Annotated in this window: 21 protein-coding genes and 1 riboswitch; of the genes, 9 read left to right on the top strand and 12 right to left on the bottom strand. The window is 66.3% G+C overall.

Annotated features, from left to right (window positions below; translation table 11 throughout):
• The first annotated feature begins 23 nt into the window (after positions 1-23).
• Positions 24-153: riboswitch (TPP riboswitch) on the top strand.
• A 49-nt stretch (positions 154-202) separates the two neighbouring features.
• The 7 genes from thiC to Q7V45_RS23435 all read left to right on the top strand — a co-directional run bounded on the left by thiC (position 203) and on the right by Q7V45_RS23435 (position 13,397).
• Positions 203-2,020: a phosphomethylpyrimidine synthase ThiC gene (thiC, locus tag Q7V45_RS23465; protein ID WP_304856714.1), complete on the top strand. Its 1,818-nt coding sequence runs from the start codon at positions 203-205 to the stop codon at positions 2,018-2,020.
• Positions 2,021-2,178: 158 nt separating this feature from the next.
• Positions 2,179-3,468 (top strand): MdtA/MuxA family multidrug efflux RND transporter periplasmic adaptor subunit, encoded by a 1,290-nt coding sequence (locus tag Q7V45_RS23460; RefSeq protein ID WP_304856713.1) that lies wholly within the window; start codon positions 2,179-2,181, stop codon positions 3,466-3,468.
• 12 nt (positions 3,469-3,480) lie between these two features.
• A complete protein-coding gene (locus Q7V45_RS23455; protein WP_304856712.1) occupies positions 3,481-6,636 on the top strand; it encodes an MdtB/MuxB family multidrug efflux RND transporter permease subunit in 3,156 nt (1,051 codons plus the stop codon).
• The gene (locus Q7V45_RS23450) at positions 6,633-9,935 is read left to right on the top strand and encodes an efflux RND transporter permease subunit (RefSeq protein WP_304856710.1); all 3,303 of its coding nucleotides are present in this window, start codon (positions 6,633-6,635) and stop codon (positions 9,933-9,935) included. Before Q7V45_RS23455 ends, Q7V45_RS23450 begins: the two co-directional genes overlap by 4 nt.
• Complete coding sequence (locus Q7V45_RS23445) at positions 9,932-11,455, top strand: efflux transporter outer membrane subunit (RefSeq protein ID WP_304856708.1); 1,524 nt, start codon at positions 9,932-9,934, stop codon at positions 11,453-11,455. The genes Q7V45_RS23450 and Q7V45_RS23445 overlap by 4 nt, the downstream gene beginning before the upstream one ends.
• Positions 11,456-11,591: 136 nt before the next feature.
• Positions 11,592-12,887, top strand: coding sequence for an O-acetylhomoserine aminocarboxypropyltransferase/cysteine synthase family protein (locus tag Q7V45_RS23440; protein WP_304856706.1), 1,296 nt, complete (start codon positions 11,592-11,594; stop codon positions 12,885-12,887).
• A gap of 342 nt (positions 12,888-13,229) precedes the next feature.
• Positions 13,230-13,397 carry a DUF1398 family protein gene (locus Q7V45_RS23435; RefSeq protein ID WP_304856704.1) on the top strand — a complete coding sequence of 56 codons (168 nt, stop codon included), beginning with the start codon at positions 13,230-13,232 and terminating at the stop codon, positions 13,395-13,397.
• Between the two features lie 145 nt (positions 13,398-13,542).
• Here the strand turns inward: Q7V45_RS23435 and Q7V45_RS23430 are convergent, their stop codons facing one another.
• The 6 genes from Q7V45_RS23430 to Q7V45_RS23405 form a co-directional block, all read right to left on the bottom strand.
• On the bottom strand, positions 13,543-13,881 hold the full coding sequence (locus Q7V45_RS23430; RefSeq protein WP_304856702.1) for a hypothetical protein: 339 nt from the start codon (positions 13,879-13,881) through the stop codon (positions 13,543-13,545).
• Positions 13,882-14,018: 137 nt separating this feature from the next.
• Positions 14,019-14,621 carry a hypothetical protein gene (locus tag Q7V45_RS23425; RefSeq protein WP_304856700.1) on the bottom strand — a complete coding sequence of 201 codons (603 nt, stop codon included), beginning with the start codon at positions 14,619-14,621 and terminating at the stop codon, positions 14,019-14,021.
• A complete protein-coding gene (locus tag Q7V45_RS23420) occupies positions 14,614-14,970 on the bottom strand; it encodes a hypothetical protein (protein WP_304856698.1) in 357 nt (118 codons plus the stop codon). Before Q7V45_RS23420 ends, Q7V45_RS23425 begins: the two co-directional genes overlap by 8 nt.
• A 59-nt stretch (positions 14,971-15,029) precedes the next feature.
• On the bottom strand, positions 15,030-15,308 hold the full coding sequence (locus Q7V45_RS23415; protein WP_304856696.1) for a hypothetical protein: 279 nt from the start codon (positions 15,306-15,308) through the stop codon (positions 15,030-15,032).
• A 159-nt stretch (positions 15,309-15,467) separates the two neighbouring features.
• A complete protein-coding gene (locus Q7V45_RS23410; protein ID WP_304856694.1) occupies positions 15,468-16,055 on the bottom strand; it encodes a hypothetical protein in 588 nt (195 codons plus the stop codon).
• A gap of 26 nt (positions 16,056-16,081) precedes the next feature.
• On the bottom strand, positions 16,082-16,540 hold the full coding sequence (locus Q7V45_RS23405; protein ID WP_304856692.1) for a hypothetical protein: 459 nt from the start codon (positions 16,538-16,540) through the stop codon (positions 16,082-16,084).
• A 166-nt stretch (positions 16,541-16,706) separates the two neighbouring features.
• Here Q7V45_RS23405 and Q7V45_RS23400 point away from each other — a divergent pair, with 166 nt between their 5' ends.
• The gene (locus Q7V45_RS23400) at positions 16,707-17,030 is read left to right on the top strand and encodes a hypothetical protein (RefSeq protein WP_304856734.1); all 324 of its coding nucleotides are present in this window, start codon (positions 16,707-16,709) and stop codon (positions 17,028-17,030) included.
• Between the two features lie 150 nt (positions 17,031-17,180).
• On the opposite strand, the gene Q7V45_RS23395 is transcribed toward Q7V45_RS23400, so the two are convergent.
• From Q7V45_RS23395 to Q7V45_RS23370, 6 genes are all read right to left on the bottom strand, one after another.
• A complete protein-coding gene (locus Q7V45_RS23395) occupies positions 17,181-17,717 on the bottom strand; it encodes a hemerythrin domain-containing protein (RefSeq protein WP_304856690.1) in 537 nt (178 codons plus the stop codon).
• A gap of 38 nt (positions 17,718-17,755) precedes the next feature.
• Complete coding sequence (locus Q7V45_RS23390; protein WP_304856688.1) at positions 17,756-19,930, bottom strand: catalase; 2,175 nt, start codon at positions 19,928-19,930, stop codon at positions 17,756-17,758.
• A gap of 231 nt (positions 19,931-20,161) precedes the next feature.
• Entirely contained in the window at positions 20,162-20,362 is a 201-nt protein-coding gene (locus Q7V45_RS23385; RefSeq protein ID WP_370692652.1) for a cysteine hydrolase family protein, read from the bottom strand.
• A gap of 279 nt (positions 20,363-20,641) precedes the next feature.
• Complete coding sequence (locus Q7V45_RS23380) at positions 20,642-21,091, bottom strand: hypothetical protein (RefSeq protein ID WP_304856686.1); 450 nt, start codon at positions 21,089-21,091, stop codon at positions 20,642-20,644.
• Between the two features lie 15 nt (positions 21,092-21,106).
• Complete coding sequence (locus Q7V45_RS23375; RefSeq protein WP_304856684.1) at positions 21,107-21,304, bottom strand: hypothetical protein; 198 nt, start codon at positions 21,302-21,304, stop codon at positions 21,107-21,109.
• Positions 21,305-21,566: 262 nt separating this feature from the next.
• On the bottom strand, positions 21,567-21,899 hold the full coding sequence (locus Q7V45_RS23370; protein WP_304856682.1) for a hypothetical protein: 333 nt from the start codon (positions 21,897-21,899) through the stop codon (positions 21,567-21,569).
• A 248-nt stretch (positions 21,900-22,147) separates the two neighbouring features.
• Between Q7V45_RS23370 and Q7V45_RS23365 the strand changes: the two genes are divergently transcribed.
• The gene (locus tag Q7V45_RS23365; RefSeq protein WP_304856680.1) at positions 22,148-22,324 is read left to right on the top strand and encodes a hypothetical protein; all 177 of its coding nucleotides are present in this window, start codon (positions 22,148-22,150) and stop codon (positions 22,322-22,324) included.
• Positions 22,325-22,386 lie beyond the last annotated feature (62 nt).

Below are 22,386 nucleotides of genomic sequence, written 5' to 3'. Positions count from 1 at the left end.
CGAAGGTCCGGCACTCTAGGGTCATCGTGTCCAAGGGGGGTCCCGTCAAGGGGCTGAGATACCGATGGTCGCCAGTCCAGCTGGCGTCGGCGCGGTGACCCTTTGAACCTGATCCGGGTCATGCCGGCGAAGGGACTGGATACCTCCTTTGCACGTCACAATACCGGATCTCCGTCTGCCAACCAGCCACGGGAGATCCCTCATGGATACCATCGTCACCACCACCGCCCCGACCGTCACGACGGGGCCGCTGCCTGCATCCCGCAAGGTCTACGCAAGGCCCGAGGCCGCGCCCGACCTGCGCGTTCCCCTGCGCGAGATCGAACTGTCGTCGGCCGCCGAGCCGCCTGTCCGCGTCTACGACACGACTGGTCCCTACACCGACACCGAGGTCGCGATCGACGTGCGCAAGGGCCTCGCGCCGACGCGCCGTGCCTGGGTCCTCGAACGCGGTGGCGTCGAGGAGTATGCCGGGCGGGCCATCCAGCCGATCGACAACGGCAATGTGAAGCAATCGGTGCTGCGGCCGTTTCCCCACACGCCACGGCCGCTGCGCGGCCTCGACGGCCAGCCGATCACCCAGTTCGAATGGGCGCGCGCCGGCGTCATCACCAGGGAGATGATCTACGTCGCGGCACGCGAGAATCTCGGTCGCAAGCAGGTCCTCGACGGGGCCGAGGCGCGGCTGGCGGATGGCGAGAGTTTCGGCGCGGCGTTGCCCGCGTTCATCACGCCGGAATTCGTGCGCCGGGAAGTGGCAGCGGGCCGCGCCATCATCCCGGCCAACATCAACCACACCGAACTTGAGCCGATGATCATCGGCCGGAACTTCCTGGTGAAGATCAACGCCAACATCGGCAACTCGGCCGTTTCCTCGTCGATGGAGGAGGAGGTCGAGAAGATGGTGTGGGCGATCCGCTGGGGCGCCGACACGGTCATGGACCTCTCGACGGGACGGAACATCCACGACACGCGCGAATGGATCGTGCGCAACGCGCCGGTGCCGATCGGTACCGTGCCGATCTACCAGGCGCTGGAGAAGGTCGGCGGCGATCCGACGAAGCTCTCCTGGGAAGTCTTCCGCGACACGCTGATCGAGCAGGCCGAGCAGGGCGTCGACTACTTCACCATCCATGCCGGTGTTCGCCTCGCGCATGTACCGCTGACGGCCAGCCGGGTCACCGGCATCGTGAGCCGCGGCGGCTCCATGATGGCGCAGTGGTGCCTGACCGAGCACCGCGAGAGCTTCCTGTATGAGCATTTCGGCGACATCTGCGACATCATGCGCAGATACGACGTCTCCTTCTCGCTGGGCGACGGGCTGCGGCCGGGCTGCAACGTCGACGCCAACGACGCCGCGCAGTTCGCGGAACTCGAAACCCTGGGCGAACTCACCAAGGTCGCCTGGGAGAAGGGCTGCCAGGTCATGATCGAGGGGCCGGGCCACGTCCCCATGCACAAGATCAAGGCCAACATGGACAAGCAGCTGCGCGAATGCGGCGAGGCGCCGTTCTACACGCTGGGGCCGCTCGTGACCGACATCGCGCCGGGTTACGACCACATTACCTCGGGCATCGGGGCCGCGATGATCGGCTGGTTCGGCACGGCGATGCTCTGCTACGTGACGCCCAAGGAGCATCTCGGCCTGCCGGATCGCGACGATGTGAAGGTCGGCGTGATCACCTACAAAATCGCCGCTCATGCCGCCGACCTGGCCAAGGGCCATCCCGCAGCCCGCCTGCGCGACGATGCCCTGTCCCGGGCGCGGTTCGACTTCCGCTGGCGCGACCAGTTCAACCTCTCGCTCGATCCCGCCACGGCTGAGAAGTTCCACGACGAGACGATGCCCAAGGAGGCCCACAAGACCGCACATTTCTGCTCGATGTGTGGGCCGAAGTTCTGCTCCATGCGTATCACCCAGGACATCCGGGACTACGCCAAGAAGGGCATGGACGAGATGAGCGCCAGGTTCCGGGCGGGCGGCGGAAGCCTCTACGTGGCGGGCAAGCCCGCCGAATAGGGGCATTTGATCGGTGTCCGAGGGGTCTTTTCGGCCTCTCGGGCGTTGAACGCTCCGTTCGGCGGCTGTCGCCTTGCGTCTGCCATTTACGTGGGGGAGACTCCGCCGCGTCAGCTCGTATGTGAAACGGGCTGTGTTTTCTGGAGTGTATGGGACGAATGAAGCGGCTGCGAACCCTCCTCGGGATCGGTTTCGGGCTGGCCATTGTGGCTGGCGCGGGCTGGTACATTTCGCAGTCCAGCACTGCACCGCCGGCCCGCCAGGCGGGTCGGTTTGCCGCCGGCGCCGCCGTGCCCGTGGGAGTGGCCACGGCCAGCAAGGGCGATATTCCCATCGTGCTGCGGGCTCTCGGCACCGTGACGCCGCTCCAGACCGTCAACGTGAAGACCCAGATCACGGGTCAGCTCACCGAGGTCCATTTCAAGGAAGGCCAGATGGTGAAGCAGGGCGACCTGCTGGCCCAGGTCGACCCGCGGCCCTACGACGTGGCTCTGCAGCAGGCGATCGGCCAGCAGCAGCGTGACGAGGCGCTGCTCAAGAACGCTCAGATGGACCTCGAACGCTACCGCAAGCTGGTGCAGCAGGACTCGATCGCGCGGCAGCAATACGACACGCAGGTCTCCCTGGTGCGCCAGTACGAGGCCGCGCTGGTCATCGACCAGGCACAGGTCGACGCCGCCAGGCTCAACGTCACCTACACGAAGATCGTGGCGCCGCTCACCGGCAAGATCGGCCTGCGCATGGTCGACAAGGGCAACTACGTCACCATGGGCGACGCGAGCAGCATCTGCGTGATCATCCAGGTGCAGCCGATCTCTGTCCTGTTCACGATCCCCGAGGACTCCCTCCCGCTGGTGCGGCAACGGCTGAAGACGGGTGAGAATCTCGAAGTGCGCGTGCTCGACCGTTCGCAGAAGAACGAGCTGGCCGTCGGTCGCCTCGACACGACCGACAATGTGATCGACCTGACGACCGGTACCGTGAAGCTGCGCGCGATCTTCGAAAATGCCGACGAATCGCTGTTCCCCAACCAGTTCGTGAACGTCCGCCTGCTGGCCGACACGGTGAAGGACGCGGTCGTGGTGCCCGTCGCCGCCATCCAGCGCGGGCAGCCGGGCACCTTCGTCTATCTGGCGAAGGCCGACGACACGGTCGAGATCCGCGTCGTCGAACTCGGCGCGACCGACGGCGAGAAGGTGGCGATCCTCAAGGGCCTGAAGGTCGGCGACCAGGTCGTGATCGACGGCGTCGACCGCCTGCGCGATGGCGCCAAGATCCGCAAGCCGATGCCGGCGCCGCGCGCCTCGACGGGACCGCCGGTCGCCAACGCGGCGCCGGACGCCCAGGCCCCGGCCGAGGGCCAGCGCCGGCGTCAGCAGGCCAACGGTGGGACCGGAGCTGTTCCCGGAAGCGGCGCTGGCCGCCCGGCCACGCAAACCAATCAATAGCGCGCCCGCGACATGAATCCGTCGCGGATCTTCATCGAGCGTCCCGTCGCGACCTCGCTGTTCATGATCGCGATCATGCTGGTCGGCATCATCGCGTACCGCTTCCTGCCGCTCTCCGCCCTGCCGCAGGTCGACTACCCGACGATCCGGGTGCTCACGATCTATCCCGGCGCGAGCCCGGAGGTGATGACGACGTCCGTCACCGCGCCGCTGGAACGCCAGTTCGGGCAGATGCCGGGTCTCAACCAGATGACCTCCACCAGCTCGGCCGGCGCCTCGTCGATCACCCTGCAGTTCGACCTCAAGCTCGGACTCGACATCGCCGAGCAGCAGGTCCAGGCGGCCATCAATGCCGCCGGCAACCTCCTGCCGGGCGACCTGCCGTCGCCGCCGATCTACGCCAAGTTCAATCCGGCGGACGCGCCGGTGCTGACGCTCGCGGTCACCTCGAAGACCGAGCCGCTCACCAGGGTTCACGATCTGGTCGACACGAGGCTGGCGCAGAAGATCTCCCAGGTTCCCGGGGTCGGCCTGGTCAACCTCGAGGGTGGCCAGAAGCCCGGCGTGCGCATCCGCGCCAACCCGACCGCGCTCGCCGCCTACGGCCTCAACATCGACGACCTGCGCACCACCATCTCCAACGCCAACGTCAACACGCCCAAGGGCAATTTCGACGGGCCGGCGCGCGCGCTGACCATCAACGCCAACGACCAGATCACCGATCCCGAGACGTTCCGCGACATCATCGTGGCCTATCGCAACGGCGCGCCGGTGCGCATCCGCGACGTCGCCACGGTCGAGGAGGGGCAGGAGAACACCCGGATCGCCGCCTGGGCGAACAACACCCAGGCCGTGATCGTGAACGTCCAGCGCCAGCCCGGCGCCAACGTCATCGAGGTCGTGGACCGCATCAAGGCCCTGCTGCCGACCCTGCGCGAGACGCTGCCCAATTCTCTCGACATCACCGTCCTCACCGACCGGACGGTGACGATCCGCGCCTCCGTGCGTGACGTGCAGATCGAACTGGGCTTCGCCGTCGTCCTGGTGGTGGCGGTGATCTTCGCCTTCCTGGGCGATGCGCGGGCAACGGTCATCCCGAGCCTCTCGGTGCCCCTGTCGCTGGTCGGCACGCTGGCGGTGATGTATCTCGCCGGCTTCAGCCTCAACAACCTGTCGATCATGGCGCTCACCATCGCCACCGGCTTCGTGGTCGACGACGCCATCGTCATGATCGAGAACATCGCGCGCTACATCGAGCGCGGCGACGATCCGAAGACGGCGGCGCTCAAGGGCTCGAAGCAGATCGCCTTCACGGTCGTGTCGCTCACCGTCTCGCTGATCGCGGTGCTGATCCCGCTGCTGTTCATGAGCGACGTGGTCGGCCGCCTGTTCAGCGAATTCGCCGTCACACTGTCCGTCACCATCCTGATTTCCGGCGTGGTGTCGCTGACTCTCGTGCCGATGCTGTGCGCCCACTTCCTGCGCCGGCGGCCCCACAGTGCCGCCGCTGCGCACGCAGGAGCCCCGGCCGCCACCCAGTCGGAGACGATGGGCGCGGGCTGGTTCTCCGGCGTCATCCGCTTCTACGACCGCTGCCTGATCGTCGTGTTCCGGCACCAGACGCTGACCCTGCTGGTCGCGGTCGGCACGGTGGTGCTGACGGTGGCGCTCTATGTCGTCATTCCCAAGGGCTTCTTCCCGGTGCAGGACACCGGCCTGATCCAGGCCGTGACGGAGGGGCCGCAGAGCGTCTCCTTCGCCGCGATGAGCCAGCGTCAGCGCGCCCTCGCCGAGGCGATCCTCGAGGATCCCGACGTCGAGAGCCTGACGTCGTTCGTCGGCGTCGACGGCACCAACCCGACGCTCAACTCGGGCCGCATGCTGATCAACCTCAAGCCCCGCAGCGAACGAACGCTGACGGCGGCGCAGGTGATCCGCCGGCTCCAGCAGGAGACGTCGGGCGTCGCGGGCATCTCGCTCTACATGCAGCCGGCCCAGGATCTCACCATCGATTCGACGGTCAGCCGCACGCAGTACCAGTTCGTCCTGGAATCGGCCAATGCCGCCGAATTCGACGTCTGGGTGCCGCGTCTGATGGACCGGCTGGCAAAGCAGCCGGAACTCATCGACGTGACGAGCGACCTGCAGAACAAGGGCCTGTCGATGTTCATCCGGATCGACCGTGATGCCGCGGCGCGGTTCGGCATCACGGCCGCCACGGTCGACAACGTGCTCTACGACGTGTTCGGCCAGCGCATCGTCTCGACCGTCTACACGCAGTCGAACCAGTACCGGGTCATCTACGAGGTCGAACCCGAGATGGTGCGCTCGCTCGCCTCGCTCAACGACCTGTATCTGCCGAGCTCGACGGCCGGCAAGCAGGTGCCGCTGTCGGCCATCGCGACGTTCGAGGAACGCACCGCACCGCTGCGGCTCGACCGGTTCGGCCAGTTCCCGGCGACCACCATCTCCTTCAACCTGGCGCCGGGTTTCGCGCTGGGGCAGGCGGTCGACGCCATCGTCACCGCCCAGCGCGAGATCAGCATGCCGCGTTCGATCACGACCCACTTCCAGGGCGCGGCGCTGGCCTTCCAGAAGTCGCTCGACAGCCAGCTCCTCCTGATCCTGGCCGCCATCGTCACCGTCTACATCGTGCTGGGCGTGCTCTACGAGAGCTACATCCACCCGATCACGATCCTCTCGACCCTGCCGTCGGCCGGCATCGGTGCCCTGCTCGCCCTGATGTTGGCCGGGACCGACCTCAGCATCGTGGCCATCATCGGCATCGTGCTGCTGATCGGCATCGTGAAGAAGAACGCGATCATGATGATCGACTTTGCGCTCGATGCTGAGCGCAACGAGGGCAAGGCGCCGAAGGAGGCGATCCACCAGGCCTGCCTGCTGCGCTTCCGGCCGATCCTGATGACCACGGTCGCGGCCCTGGTCGGTGCGCTGCCGCTGATGCTGGGCACCGGCACGGGCTCGGAGCTGCGCCAGCCGCTCGGCCTCACCATCGTCGGCGGCCTGATCGTCAGCCAGCTCCTGACGCTCTTTACGACGCCCGTGATCTATCTCGCCTTCGACCGGCTGGGTCGCCGCCTGCGTGGCGTGCCGCTCGACACGCCCCGCCATCCCGTGCACGCCGAGGCGGGAGAGGGCACCCCGTGAACTTGTCGGCGCCCTTCATCGCGCGCCCCGTCGCCACGACGCTGCTGACGATCGGCCTGGCGCTCGCCGGGCTGGTGGCCTTCTTCGGCCTGCCGGTGTCGCCGCTGCCCAAGATCGACTTTCCGACCATCCAGGTGACGGCGAACCTGCCCGGCGCTTCGCCGGAGACCGTGGCGACCAGCGTGACGACCCCGCTCGAACGGCGGCTGGGCGCGATCGCGGGCGTCACCGAGATCACCTCGTCGAGTACGGTCGGCAATTCGCGCATCACGCTCCAGTTCGACCTGTCGCGCGATATCGACGGCGCCGCGCGCGACGTCCAGGCAGCCATCAGCGCCGCCCGCGCCGACATGCCGGCCGACCTGCGCAGCAATCCGCAGTACCGCAAGCTCAATCCCGCCGACGCGCCCGTCATGGTGATCGCGCTCACCTCGGACACGCTGGGGCAGGGCCGGTTGTTCGATGCCGGCTCCAACATCCTGCAGCAGAAGCTGAGCCAGGTGAGCGGGGTCGGTCAGGTGCAGCTGGGCGGCAGTTCGCTGCCCGCGGTGAGGGTCGAGCTCAACCCGACCGCGCTCAACAAATACGGGATCGGCCTGGAAAGCGTGCGCGCGGCGCTCGCTGCCGCCAACGCCAATTCGCCCAAGGGCGCCATCGAGGTGGGCGACCGGCGCTTCCAGATCTATTCCAACGACCAGGCGACCGTCGCCGACGAATACCGGCCGCTGATCATCGCCTGGCGCAACGGCGCACCGGTCCGGCTGTCGGACGTGGCGGAGGTGATCGATTCGACGGAGAACATCCGCAACGAGGGCCAGGCCAACGGCAAGCGGTCGGTGCTGGTCATCATCTACAAGCAGCCCAATGCCAACATCATCGAGACGGTCGACGAGATAAAGGCGCTGCTGCCCGAGCTTCAGGCCTCGATGCCGAACGACGTCGAGCTGCAGGTGGTGAGCGACCGTACGACCACGATCCGCGCGGCCCTCAGGGAGGTCGAGCAGGCGCTGGTGATCAGCGTGGTGCTGGTGGTGCTGGTGACCTTCGCCTTCCTGCGCTCGGCCCGCGCCGGCTTCGTCGCCGCGGTGACCGTGCCGGTGTCGCTGATCGCCACCTTGGGCGGCATGTACCTGCTGGGCTACAGCCTGAACAACCTGTCGCTGATGGCGCTCACCATCGCGGCGGGCTTCGTGGTCGACGACGCGATCATCGTGCTGGAGAACGTGACCCGCCATCTCGAGGCCGGCATGTCGCGGATGGAGGCCGCCCTCAAGGGGGCCCGCGAGGTCGGCTTCACCGTCGTGTCGATGAGCGTCTCGCTGATCGCCGTCTTCATCCCGATCCTGCTCATGAGCGGAATCGTCGGCCGCCTGTTCCGCGAGTTCGCGGTGACGCTGTCGATCGCGATCCTGATCTCGATGGTCGTGTCGCTCACCACGACGCCGATGATGTGCGCCTACGTGCTGCGGCCGGCGGGTGCCGATCGCGAGCCCGGCTTCCTGGCGCGCCTGAGCGAACGCGGGCTGGGGGGCCTGCAGCGCCTGTATGGAAGCAGCCTCGGGCTGGTGCTGCGCCATCCGCTGCTCACCATGTTCGTCTTCCTGGCGACGGTGATTCTCAACATCCATCTCTACGTCACGATTCCCAAGGGCTTCTTTCCGCAGCAGGACACGGGCCGCATCATGGGCGGTATCCGCGCCGACCAGAGCATTTCCTTCCAGGCCATGCGCCGGAAGTTCCGCCAGTTCGTCGAGATCGTGCGGTCGGATCCGGCGATCGAGAGCGTCGCCGGCTTTACCGGCGGCGGGCAGACGAACTCCGGTTTCCTCTTCGCGACCCTGAAGCCGCTCAGCGAACGTGACGTCACGGCCGACCAGGTGATCGCGCGGCTCAGGCCAAAGCTCGGCCAGGTCCCCGGCGCCATGCTGTTCCTGCAGGCGGTGCAGGACATTCGTGTCGGCGGACGGCAGGGCAATGCGCAGTACCAGTTCACCCTGCAGGCCGATTCGCTGTCCGACCTCTACACCTGGGGACCGCGGCTCACGCAGGCGCTGCAGGCCGACACGTCGGTGATCACCGACGTCGATTCCGACCAGCAACAGCGCGGGCTGCAGCTCAACCTCACGATCGACCGCGACGCGGCGAGCCGCCTCGGCATATCGACGCGCAACATCTCCGCGACGCTCTACGACGCCTTCGGCCAGCGCCAGGTCTCGACGATCTATAACGCCCTCAATCAGTATCACGTGGTCATGGAAGTGGCGCCGCAGTGGTGGGCGAGCCCGGAATCCCTGAAGGACATCTATGTCAGCAAGTCCGGCGGTGCCCTGAGCGGCACGCAGACGACGGGTAGCATTGCCTCCTCGACCACCAGTTCCACGTCGACCGGGGCGGCCGGTACCGGCGCGCAGACCATCGATCCGGCCCAGGCGGTCCGCAACCTGCGCACCAACCAGATCGCCGTCAGCGGCCGCGGCTCGGCCTCGACGGGAGCGGCGGTGAGCACGACGCCCGAAACCCTGGTACCGCTGTCTTCGGTGACGCGCTGGGACTACGGCACGACGCCGCTGGCGGTGAACCACCAGGGCATGTTCGTCGCCAGCACCGTCTCCTTCAACCTGGCCCCCGGAAAGACGCTGAGCGACGCCGTGCAGTACGTGAACGGCACGATGCGCGAGATCGGCGTACCCACGACCCTGCACGGGGCCTTCCAGGGGACCGCGCGGGCCTTCCAGCAGTCGCTCAACAACCAGCTCCTGCTGATACTGGCGGCGCTGGCGGCCGTCTATATCGTGCTGGGCATTCTCTACGAGAGCTACATCCATCCGATCACGATCCTGTCGACCCTGCCGTCGGCCGGCGTCGGCGCGTTGCTGGCGCTGCAGTTCTCGGGCGTCGAATTCAGCATCATCGCCATGATCGGCGTGCTGCTGCTGATCGGAATCGTGAAGAAGAACGCGATCATGATGATCGACGTGGCGCTGGAGCGCGAACGCGGCGAGGGCCTCGCGCCCTCCGTCGCGATTCACCAGGCGGCGATCCTGCGGTTCCGGCCCATCCTCATGACGACCATGGCGGCGATCCTCGGCGCCCTGCCGCTGGCCATCGGCTACGGCGATGGCGCGGAGTTGCGCCGCCCCCTCGGCATCTCGATTATCGGCGGCCTCATCGTGAGTCAGATCCTGACCCTGTACACCACTCCCGTGATCTATCTTTATCTCGACCGCTTCCGCCGCCGCGACCGCGACCAGCCGAGCCGCGTGGCACGTGCCTTGGGCAGCGGCGGAGTACCGGCATGAGGCGGAGCGCGGCGCTTCTTCCCCTGCTGCTGGTCTCGGGCTGCCTCGTCGGGCCGGACTACGAGCGCGCGCCGCCGGCCAGTCCGGTGGCGCCGCAGTACAAGGAGGCGGAGTTGCCGCCGGGCGCGGCGTCGCTCTTTCGCCCGGCGCAGCCGAGCGACGGTGTGGACCGCGGGCAGTGGTGGCGGGTCTACGGCGACCCCACGCTCGACAGTCTCGCGGCCCAGGTCGACGTCTCGAACCAGAACCTCAAGATATTCGAGGCCAATTATCGACGGGCACGCGCGCTGATCCGCCAGGACCAGTCGGCGCTCTATCCCAACATCTCCGGTACCGGCTCGGCCCAGCAGACCGGCACGGGCGGTCAGCGCGGCACCGGCTCGAACATCACCTCGACGGTGACGCGATATGATTCCACGGTGGGCCAGTACTCGACCGGCTTCACCCTCAACTGGGAGCTCGATCTCTGGGGCACGATCCGCCGCCAGGTCGAGAGCGATTCGGCGGCGGCGCAGGCCAGCGATGCCGATCTCGCCAACGCGCGCCTCTCGGCGCAGACCGATCTCGTGACGAACTATGCCTCGCTGCGCATCTCCGACGATCGCAAGCGGCTCTACGAGGCGACCGTCGCGGCGTACCTGCGCTCGATGCAGATCGCGCAGAACCAGGTCGACGCCGGCATCGTCTCGCGGGTCGACCTCGTGCAGGCGCAGACGCAGTACGAGCAGACGCGCGCCCAGCTCGTGAACGAAAGCATCAACCGCGCGCTGCTCGAGCATGCGATCGCGCTCCTGGTCGGCAAGGCGCCGTCGGAAGTGACCATCGCGCCGGCCACGACGCGGCTCACCGTGCCCACGGTCGATTCGGGCGTCCCGTCGACCCTGTTGGAGCGGCGGCCCGACATCGCCTCGGCCGAGCGCCAGATGGCGGCTGCCAATGCGCAGGTCGGCGTGGCCAAGGGCGCCTTCTATCCGCAGATCTCGCTCGGCGCGACGATCGGCTTCCTGAGCGGTGGCCTGGGGTCGCTGCTGCAGCTCGGCACGGCCGCCTGGTCGGTGGGTCCGCAGATCGCCGGCACCATGGTCGACGGCGGCGGCATCGCCGCGCAGGTCCAGGGCGCGCGTGCGGGCTACGACGCCACGGTCGCGACGTATCGTCAGACCATCCTGACGGCCTTCCAGCAGGTCGAGGACGCGCTCGCCCAGCAGCGGATCCTCGTGCTGCAGGAGCGGGTGCAGCGCGCGGCCGTCGCCGCCGCCCGCGAAGCCGAGCGCCTCTCCCTCAACCAGTACCGTGTCGGCACCATTCCCTACACGACGGTGGTGCAGACGCAGGCCGCGGCGCTCTCCGCCGAGCAGGCGCTGCTCACCATCCGCCTCAACCGGCTGATCGCCAGCGCCAACCTCGTGAAGGCGCTGGGCGGCGGATGGCGACAGGAGGATCTGCCGCCGCCGGTGCCGATCGGCGGCCTGAAGCAGGCCAATCCGGCGCCGCCCGCGTTCCCGCCGCCCGGGCGGTAGGGAAAATTTTGCTTCAGTGGTGGCGACCGGGAGACTGAATCCGTCGTCCGCCCGTCGGACGCCGGCAGCCATTCCCTTTGACGGCGACGCCGCTTGCCATGAGTTTGGCCGCTCTCCGCAACCCAGCAGGCCGATCATGACCAACTCCCGCCATCCCGAGACCCTGTCGCTGCATGCCGGCTGGCGCGCCGACGCCACGACCGGCTCGGTCGCCGTGCCGATCCACCAGACGACGTCCTATCAGTTCCGCGACACCGAGCATGCGTCGAACCTGTTCGCGCTGAAGGAACTCGGCAACATCTACACCCGCATCGGCAATCCGACGCTCGACGTGCTGGAGCAGCGCGTTGCGGCCCTGGAGGGTGGTGCCGCGGCGCTGGCCGTGAGTTCGGGGCAGGCGGCCTCGGCCTTCGCGATCCAGAATCTGGCCAAGGCGGGCGACAATGTCGTGAGCTCGACCGACCTCTATGGCGGCACGTGGAACCTGTTCGCCCACACGCTGAAGGACCAGGGGATCGAGGTCCGCTTCGTCGATCCGACCGATCCGCAGGCCTTTGCCCGTGCCACCGACGAGCGCACGCGCGCCTACTATGCCGAGACGCTGCCCAATCCGAAGCTTGCGGTCTTTCCGATCAGGGAAGTGGCCGATATCGGCCGGCCGCTCGGCATTCCGTTGATCGTCGACAACACGGCGGCGCCGCTCCTGGCGCGGCCGTTCGATCATGGCGCGGCGGTCGTCGTCTACTCCGGCACCAAGTATCTCGGCGGCCACGGCACCTCGATCGCCGGCCTGATCGTCGATGGCGGCAATTTCGACTGGGCCGCGCATCCGAAGCGCCAGCCGGCGCTCAACACGCCGGACCCCAGCTATCACGGCGCCGTCTGGGTCGAGGCGGTGAAGTCGATCGGTCCGGTGGCCTACATCATCAAGGCCCGCACGACGCTGCTGCGCGATCTCGGATCGGCGCTGTCGCCGTTCAACGCCTTCCTGATCCTGCAGGGCATCGAGACGGTGACTTTGCGCATGGAACGCCATGTGAAGAACGCCCAGGCCGTCGCCGACTTCCTCGCCAAGCGACCCGAGGTCGCGAAGGTCATCCACCCGTCGCAGCAGACGGGCGAGAGCCGGCGGCGGGCCGACGCCTATCTCAAGGGCGGCTATGGCGGGCTGGTCGGTTTCGAGCTGGCGGCCGGCCGCGAAGCGGGCCGCCGCTTCATCGATTCCCTGAAGCTCCTCTATCACGTGGCCAACATCGGCGACGCGCGCAGCCTGGCGATCCATCCGGCCTCGACCACGCACTCCCAGCTCTCGGCCGAGGAGCAGCTCGCGACCGGCGTCTCCGACGGCTATGTGCGGCTGTCGATCGGCCTCGAGCACATCGACGACATCCTCGCCGACCTGGCGCAGGCGCTCGACGCCGCCGGCAAGTAAGCGCGACTTGGCATCGGGCTTTCCTCCCCATTCAAATGCAGGGCTGTCCGGGGAAAATGACGCGCGATTTCGGATAGGGGAAAATTGTCATCCCGAGCGCAGCGAGGGACCTTTAGAGCCACCGACAAAGGTCCCTCGCTGCGCTCGGGATGACAAAGTGCGTACAAACAGGGCCGGCTGGACCAGACTCGGGGTCCTGAGTCGGACACTCCCTGGATTGTAACGTGTCGTTGCCGCTGCTGGCGATTTGCCGGCCCTCTTCAATCTTTCCCCGGACACTCCTGCGTCATCGAGGAATGCACCAAAGCCTCCCACGAGGAACGCATCACCTTCGGCGAGGTAGTGGGCCGCCTGATCCAGGCCGGCAGAACGAAATACCTCACCTTCTGCCGGCAGATCATGGAGGCAGGCTGTGTCGGCTACCTCGTCTCGATGCAGGGCAGGCGCGCCGTGTATTACGGCCGTAGCGGCGAGACCTATGTCGAGCCGTTCCCGTCAGCTACCTCCTAGCGCTTCCGCCCAGAAGCGCTGGCGCGTTTGACGGAAGCGGACAAGCCGGAAACCATTCGCTTGGAGAACAGGCTCTATTCTGCTGCGGATGCCGGCTCGAAATCGAGGACGCGCGCACCAATCCCGGTCAAGACACGGCTCTCAATCAGCGCGCACTCGTGGCCCTGTGGTCATGCTCAGGGTAATAGCCGCCCTGGTTGGCCAGCACGGTCGTCTGCGTGTAGGGCACCGTCCGCACGATGGTCAGCTTCGTCCCCGTCGCGATCGGCGAGCCGGTCAGCGGATAGGTGACGCTGCCGCCGGAGCGGCCGCCGATGCCGGTCACGCTGAACTGGCTGGCCGACAGGGTCGTCTCGACGTCGTCGGCGTCGGTGTAGATGACCGACAGGTGCGAGGCGTCGAGGATCGGGAAGGTGTAGGCAAACGACGTCGCGCTGGCGTTGCCCGAGTGAATTACTTTGTTCGTGGTGGTCGTGAGGGCCATGGATCAGGCTCCAGCTTCAATTCGGGGGATGATGGCGACGACGGTCGCGGGCAGCGGGTTGGCCTGGGATCGATGACCTTGGACCAGTCGGCCAGGGTCGGGTTGGTCACGGAGAGCGTTGCCATGGAGCGTGGTTCCTAGTTGTGCTGCGAGTTGGGATAGAGGGACCTGGGGTCCGGTGCGCCGCCGCCGCGGCCGGCATTGCCGGCCACGAACGAGTCGTCCTTGATGCTGCGGGCGACCTTCACCATTCCCCGGATCAGGCCCGGATGGTTGGTGAAGCCCAGCCCTTCGAGATAGTCGATCGTCTGTCGGTCGAAGACCCGCGAGAGCGCCGCCCTCGCCTCGCCCAGCGCCTCGGGTGAGAATTCCTTCTCGGAGGTGGCGCGCCACTCGGTCGTCTGCTTCGTCCACGTGGCGGCGGAGTGGTCGCTGACCGCCCGCGCGATCTCCTTGTCGCGCTCGATGGTGAAGTCGACCAGCCGCTGCGCCGTTTCGGGCGCAATCTTCTCGGCGTCGAACAGCTTCATGGCATCGGCGAACACCGGATCGTCGGCGCGGTAGCCCTCGGGCAGGGAGAGGCCCGAATAGTCGACGGGAGTCTGGGCAGGGGCCGCTTCCGTGCCGGCATTGGCCTCAGCTGTGGCCTGCGGGGCCGCGACCTCGCTCTCCGGGCTCGGAGCGGCTTCGGCCACGGCGACCTGCACCGCCGGCGTTGTCGTCTCGATCGTATCAGCCATCGTTCTGCTCCTCCGTAGCCCAGGCCGCCAATTCGGTTTCGATCTCGTTGAAGCGCGCTTCTGCGCTCATCAGCTCGGTCATCTCCGGCACGTGGCGCTCGAGTTCTCCCAGCAGCTCGATGCCGATGCTGCGACGCCCGGCGCGATAATCCTGATGGCGCTGGGCCTCGAGGCCGCCGGGTACGTAGCCGTCGCTCCTGATGTCGCAGAGGCCGAGCAGCCCGTGCATGAAGCGTCGGCCGGGTTCGGTCGCCATCACCGCGCAGAGGTCGTCGGCGACGCGTTCCTGCGCCTGCTTCTCCAGCCGCTCGGCCTCGCGGACCTGCCTGGCATCGTTCGGGTCGTGCATTGCTCAGACTCCCAGTACGGATTGAAGGGCATTGCGGCCGCCGCCGACCTCGGTCTCGCTCAGCGTCTTGGCGCCTTCGGCGAGGGCGCCGGCCACCTGCAGGGCCTGCGCGGCCTCGAGGCCCACATCTCCGCGGCCTTGTTGGCGGTGAGCGGCATGCCGTCGTCGACATCGTCGCTCGGCACATCGTACTTGCTCGCCAGCCGATCCAGGACCGCCCGGATTTCGGCCTCTGCATCACGCCGGTCGCGGTCCAATGCGTCGAGTTGGTCACGCGGATCGGCCGGGCCGACGAAGTACTGCGCGATGTCTCCGAGAAGCGTCCGTGCTGCTTCCATGTCCCTCTCCTTCCTGTTGGAGAGTCAATGCCGGGACGCCAGTGTTTGTTGCGTGACCGCGGGATGCGGCGCGACAAAAACGTCATGTTGGCAGCCGGGGGCGGCAACGAAAAGGGGCCCGACTGCCGGGCCCCTTTCCTCATATCCCGGAGTCGGGGTTCAGCCTGGCCAGCTCGCACGCATGCGATCGACCTCGGTCTGGCTCGGACGGTACGGATCCGCCTTCGGGTCGAAGTTCTTCCAACCGGCGGCACGGTACTCAGCGCCCCGGGCCACGGGATCGATCGGCTTCGAGTTTGCGAGGATCGCCTCGATTCGGGCGGCATCGCCGTCCTGCACGCGTGCGCTGACGAGTGTGCCGCCACGGCGCACCGCTTCCGAATAAACCTCGGCATGCTCCTTGTCGGTGCCAGCTTCGACCATCGCGCCGACGATGCCGCCGGCGGCCGCGCCACCTGCGGCCACGGCGGCCGTCGAGGCCAGCCAGCCTGCCGCAACGACCGGGCCGAGGCCCGGGATGGCCAGCAGGCCGAGGCCGGCAAGCAGTCCGGCACCCGCACCGACGGCACCGCCGATGCCGGCACCGGCTGCGGCCTTGTTCACGTCATCGACGTCCTCGTACTCGGCGCTGACATACTTGTTGGCGACGATGCTGACGTCCTTGCTCGGCACGCCCGCCTTCTCGACGGCGTCGACGGCCGCGCGGGCCTGTGCATAGCTGTCATAAGCTCGGCTTACGGTCTTCATGTTCGTGTTCCTCTACTTATTCGTGGTTACTGGTTGGCCGTAACGACGTTGCCCTTGTAGTCGACCGCAACCTGGACGGGCTTGCCGGCGTGCTGCGCCGTGCCGCGCCAGATGCCATCGCCGTCCTTGGTGAGGCCGGTGACGCCGTCCATGCCCTGCGCAATGATGCGGTCCTTGGCCTGGGCCTCGGTGAAGGAGTTCGAACCCTTCAGCGGCGCGCCGGCATCGGCCTGCCTCGCCTTGTACGCATCGGCCTTGCACGCATTCATGAACTCGGCCTGGGTGATCGTACCTTCGGTCGCTACCGTCATGCCGGCGACGCGCATGAACGACATGTACCGGATCGACTCGCCACCAGTGACGTTGCCGTCGCTGTTGGCGTCGGCCTTCTTCCACATGTCCTGGCATTCGGCGTCGGTGGCGGCGAAAGCCGGCGCGCCAGCGACCATCATCGCAGTCGCCGCGAGGGCAAACATCTTCTTCATTTCCATTTCCTCTCAAATGTGAGCTGAGCATTCCAGCCGGACCGTCAACGCGCCGATCACTGATGGTTGCCGTACGCAAGCGAACGATGGCCCCAGTTCACTCGCAACTTCACGCAGGAGACGGCGTTGCCTGTGAATACACATGCGTTTTCGAGTGGGGGTTTGAATGACCAAGACCGAAATGCTCATGCAGGAGCGCGACGACCTGCGGACGAAAATCTCAAGTGCCCATGAGAGCGGCGGGAGTTCCGAGCGCGAGACGTCCGACCTTAAGATGATGGAACAGGAATTAATCGCGCTGGAGCAGCGCATCGGCCGCGCCGATACGACGAAGTCGGAAAGCTCCGGCAGCACCAAACCGGCTTCGAAGACCGAGAAGAGGGAGCAGAAGCTGGACGACGCGCTGAGGGACAGCTTTCCGGGCAGCGATCCCGTATCGACCATCGAACCGGCGCCCACTCCACCGCAAGACAAGGCCGCGAACCGCTAGCCGCAGGGGTGCGACGCCGACAAAAGGCGTCGCACCCATGTGTGCGCGGAAGTCCGCGGGCCGGTGGCCCTTCGTTCGGTCGTTCGATTGTCGCCGTGCCTCGAGCCCGTGACAGGCCGGGCACGGATGCCCGGCCTCCAACGAACCCTGTTATGCCGTTACCGGTTCGCTCTGGGTCAGTTTGTGCCCGGTGAAGGAACGGGTCTGCGGCGGCGGCAGTTTGCCTGCTTCCTTGAACTTGGCGAGGAGCTGCGCCTTGCGGACCGTCAGCCTCTCGCCGAGATCGTCCAGGTCCACGCCGGCATCCCGCGCCTCGGCGAACAGACCCTCGGAACGCATCTCCTCCTCCTTGACGTGGTGTTTGATCATCTCGGACAGGACCTTGACCTTGGCGTCGTAGAACTCGTCCGCAGGCGAGCCCTGCAGCAGCTCGGCGATCAGTACCTTGGCGCCGTCATGCTCGACATAGGCTTCGTCGAGCAGCTCCCCATCCTCGATCTTTCCCTTGCAGGCCGGATAGAAGATCTCCTCCTCGATGGTCGCATGGACCATCAGTTCGGTGCAGATCTGCTTGACCAGCGCGATCTTCCGATCGTCGGACCGCGCCTTCTCGAAGGACTCAAACAGCTCCTCGACCTTGCGGTGATCGGCCTTGAGCAGTGCGACCGCATTCTCTTTCGTAGCCATGATGTCTCCTATGGTTGAATCGTGGGACCCGGTTGCGGTCAGTTCGGCGCGAGGTTCGAGACACGCCGCGGGAAGCGATGCTGGGCGAGGGAGTCGAGCAGCAGGGCGGCCAGCTTGCCGTCGCCGATCACCACGCCCTCTCCACCCTCGAGACCGAGCTTGACCAGCAGAGCGCGGGCGTCCTCCGCTGCCGCGATTGGCTTGCCGTGGCGGAAAGCCTCGTCGATGAAGCGATGGGCGATCGGCATGGCGGCCAGACCCTCGGCGACGCCGGGTGGGATCAGCACGGCGTCGTAGATCACCGACGGCGCATTGGGAGCGGCTCGATTGACGTGAAGAGACTTGGTTGCCGCGTCGATCACGGCGCCGGCGGTCGGGCCGATCAGCTCCGACACCTGATCGGCCTTGGTGAGGTCGCCCACGATCGTCTTCACCATGGCGGAGTCGACACCATCGGCCACCAGGATCGCGATCTTGCGGCCACGCACCAGCGGCGGCGCCTTGTCCATGGAGAGCGCCGGCGAACGCAGCTCGGCGGCCTTCGGGTTCAGCGGCCCCGACGGGGTCGGCGCAGACGGCGTCGGCGCATCCGGTGTGCCGGCCGGCGCCACATCGATGCCGGTCTGGGTCGAGACCATGTCGGCCAGTTCCGGCGCGATGTTGCACAGGAGCTCGTTCATCACGCGATTCCGCACGCCCTGGTCGACGACCATGTTCAGCTCGAAGGCGAAGGCGGCCGCGATATGGTCCTTCTCCCAGTCACTCATGCTGTTCCAAAACAGGGTTGCCTGGCTGAAATGGTCGCTGAAGCTGTCGCTGCGCTGGCGTAGCTTGGCGCCAGCCTCCTGCACCGCGACCGAGCGGAACGCCGCCGCGGCCGTGGGCGAATGCATCGGGCATCCGCCGCCCAGGCTGTTGGGGAAGTATGCGACCTTGCCCGGGTTGATCGTGATCCGCCCGAACCCGTCGCGCTGGTTGTTGTCGACCGGCCGCCGCGAGCGGTTGATCGGCAGTTCGTGAAAGTTCGGGCCGACACGACGCAGCTGCGTGTCGATGTAGGAGAAGAGCCGGCCCTGCAGCAGCGGATCGTTGGTGAAGTCGATGCCCGGCACGACATGGCCGGTGTGGAACGCCACCTGCTCCGTCTCCGCGAAGAAGTTGTCGGGGTTCCGGTTCAGTGTGAGCTTACCGACCTTGCGGATGGGGACGAGTTCTTCCGGGATGATCTTCGTCGCGTCGAGCAGGTCGAAGTCGAACTTGTGCTCGTCGGCCGGCTCTACGATCTGAAGGCCGAGCTCCCATTCCGGGAAGTCGCCACGCTCGATGGCTTCCCAGAGGTCGCGCCGGTTGAAGTCGGGATCGCGACCGCCGAGGAGGTTGGCCTCGTCCCACACGAGCGAACACACGCCCTTCAGCGGTTTCCAGTGGAACTTGACGAAACGCCAGCCGCCTTGGGCATCGACGAGGCGGAAGGTGTGGACGCCAAACCCTTCCATGGTCGCGTAGCTGCGCGGCAGCGCCCGGTCGCTCATCAGCCACATCAGCATGTGGGCGCTCTCGGGCGTCAGCGACACGAAATCCCAGAACGTGTCGTGAGCCGACTGCGCCTGCGGGATCTCGTTGTGGGGCTCGGGCTTCACCGCATGAATCAGGTCGGGGAACTTGTTGGCGTCCTGGATGAAGAACACCGGCATGTTGTTGCCTACCAGGTCCCACACGCCTTCCTGCGTATAGAACTTCACCGCGAAGCCGCGCACGTCGCGGGGCGTATCGGTCGACCCGCGCGAGCCCGCAACCGTCGAGAAGCGCACGAAGACCGGCGTCTGGACCTTGGGGTCCCGAAAGACCTGCGCGCAGGACAGCGCCGAGAGGTCTTCATAGACCTGAAACACACCGTGCGCCGCCGCGCCTCGGGCATGCACCACGCGCTCGGGGATGCGCTCATGGTCGAAATGCGTGATCTTCTCACGCATCAGTATGTCTTCGAGCAGCGTCGGACCGCGCACGCCGGCTTTCAGCGAGTTCTGGTCATCGCTGACGCCCACACCCTGGTTGGTCGTGAGCGCGTCGCCCGGCGGCATCGTGTCGGGCCGAAGATCGCCTGTCTTGGCCGTTTCCTGCCGGGCTGAGTACCCCTTGTCGAGGGGCGTATCCTGTCCCGCCGTGCGCGGAGAGGGAGGAGCCATCGTCGGCGGTACGGGCTTCTTGGCCATGTTGGGTTCCGTTCGGTTATGCGTGAGGAACGCTGCAAACGGCCTTGCCACGAGAACGGTTGCCCTTCGCTTCCGCATAATGTCGACCGGCGATGCCGGTTCGGGCGTTGCCCCGCCGCAAGCTCTGTGCCGCGGCGTCTCTCTCCCGGTCGCGACGCCGACGTCCGGTAGCCCCAAGTTCGGTCTCCCGGTCCACCGCAACGAGGCGGTCATGCAGAGCGCCGTGCTGGCCTACCAGTGGCGCAGGAGTTCCTCGGTCGTCGTCGCTTCCAAGTGGGCGCCGAAGCGCTTGTGGAACAGGTCGACGAGCGCATCGTGTTCGCCGTCGCTGGTACTGCACTGTGCATCGATCGGCAGCACGATGCTGAAGCCGAGGTCGATCGCCTGCATCACCGTCGCCAGGACGCAGACATCCGTCTCACCCCCGGTCACGACCAGCGTGATAACGCCTCATCGCTCGAGCGCAGCCGCAAAGCCCGCGCAGCGCCATGCCCTCTTCCGCGGGGTCGGGCGTGGCGGGTGGCTCGAACCGGATGAAGACGGTACGCGGCGCATGCCAGCTCGCGATCTCCGCCACCGGCCCGGAGCACGCGCGGCAGCCGTGCCACCTTCCAAGCCCTGTTCTCGGCGAAAAGACGCTGCGCATCGACAAAAAAGTTGAGCGCGGCGGCAGCCTCCAGCCGCAAACCCGCCCCTTTCACGCCAAGCTCTTCAATCCCGACCCCAGCGATAGCGCGACTGTTCCTCGGCCTCACGGGCCGCCGCACGGGCGCGGCGGCCGGCACCTCGCCCGTCGGGCGGACCGGCGATGGCGAGCAATGCGTCGTGACATGCCTCGTCGAGTTGGAAATGTCGGCGACCGCGCCAGAGCGAGGCTTCGATCTCGCTGCCGCCGGCCACTTCTGCAAGACGTGCGAAGTCGGGCTCTTCAGTGACTGCACATTGGATCAGCAGCCTGTTGCCTTCGCGCGAGGGCTGTATCGCGAAAGGACCCTTGAGTTTGAGGTGGCTGCAGGTGCGCACCATGAGGTTGGCGGCGAACCTGAGCCGCGCACTGTCGAAGGGATCGTCGTCACGCCGCCCTCCGGCAAAGCAGGGCATGAGTTCACCCTCCAGAAGGTAAGCGGCGCCGGGCGCACCGGCGAGGTCTGTCCAGGCCACACGAGGCATTGCTGTCTAGGGCTCGGCGGGCGATTGAGAAAGCGATGAGACCTTCAGGATCATCTGCGCGATGCGGACCTCGGGGAACGCTTCCCCATCGCGTCGTTCGCGCAACAACCGATCTGCAAGCGACTGACGGCGCCGCCCTTCTCCCAAAGCGCGCAACAAGGCGAGTTCGAATCCCATTCTCGTGTGTGTGGTATCGAGCGGCATCCTCATCTCCTCACGCTGGCGAACATCGGGCCGGCCGGGCAACGGGACCACTCGGAGGCGGTTGCAAGAGCGTTGTGACAATTTCGCTTCCGTGCGACGCCGTGACAAAGAGGCCCGTCTCAGAGGAGATGGCCTTTCAGGGAACCGCTTCGCGCGCGTGCACGTACTCAACCAACGTCAGGAACGGCAGGAGCCGTCTAAACGTCGTTGCAGGGGGAAGGTTGCAGGGAGTTTTCCGCGCTGTGACGGACCAGCGACGTGCCTACTTGCCCGCCTCGGCAGTTGGGCCATCCGGCACGCCTCCGTTCGCCGGTCGAACCACCGCGCGCAGCGCCTGGCGCAATTCAGCGGCGGTCATATCGTCATGGAGGCCCGGCAGCAAAGCCAGCCCATCGGGAATTGGGGCCACATGCTCGGCGGCGCGGACGGCCTCTATTCCCGCATCATACCGGCCCTCACGAAGCAATTCCAAGGCCGAGAGGATATGATAGGCCTCTCGACGATTGGGATTGCGCCTGAAGCGTTCCAAAACGAGCACGAAACGATGGATACGCTGGCAAAGTGAGTGACGTGTCGCGTCCGCCAAATCCGTCATGGCTTCACCACTATCGCAACATTGATGAGCATCCAAGCATTCGATTCAGCACGGTGACATGCGAGTCGGAAAATGTGATGGAAACCTTCAAGCACGCGATTTGCTCACGAACATTTGCTTATTCAATATTGCACTTGAAATGCGAATGTGTTGATTCTGTGCCTCGCTGACCGGGGCCTTGTCGGCGTGATGCAACAGAATACCCTGGCGCGCGTAGTTTCTCATGTCTCAGCGTGCGGAGGAACGACATGGCCAGGGAGATTGCAATCGCCGGTTTGGAAGGGTCGCTCGCAGTCAATGACGATGGCGAGCTCGTTTATACGAAATCCGAGTTACAGACCGAAGTACTGAAGCCAGAGCAGGCGATCCGCCGCTGGCCGGCAGCGGAAAAACAGATCCGCTGCGCGCTCGCTACGCTCGACTGACAAGATCGGCCGCATCTAAAATGGCGATAGGCGAACACGTGATGTTCGGTCGCCCGCAAAAT

The organism is Reyranella sp. (assembly GCF_030651995.1).
In the GTDB taxonomy this organism is placed as follows: Bacteria; Pseudomonadota; Alphaproteobacteria; order Reyranellales; family Reyranellaceae; genus Reyranella.
This window is presented reverse-complemented; position numbering and strand designations above follow the sequence as displayed.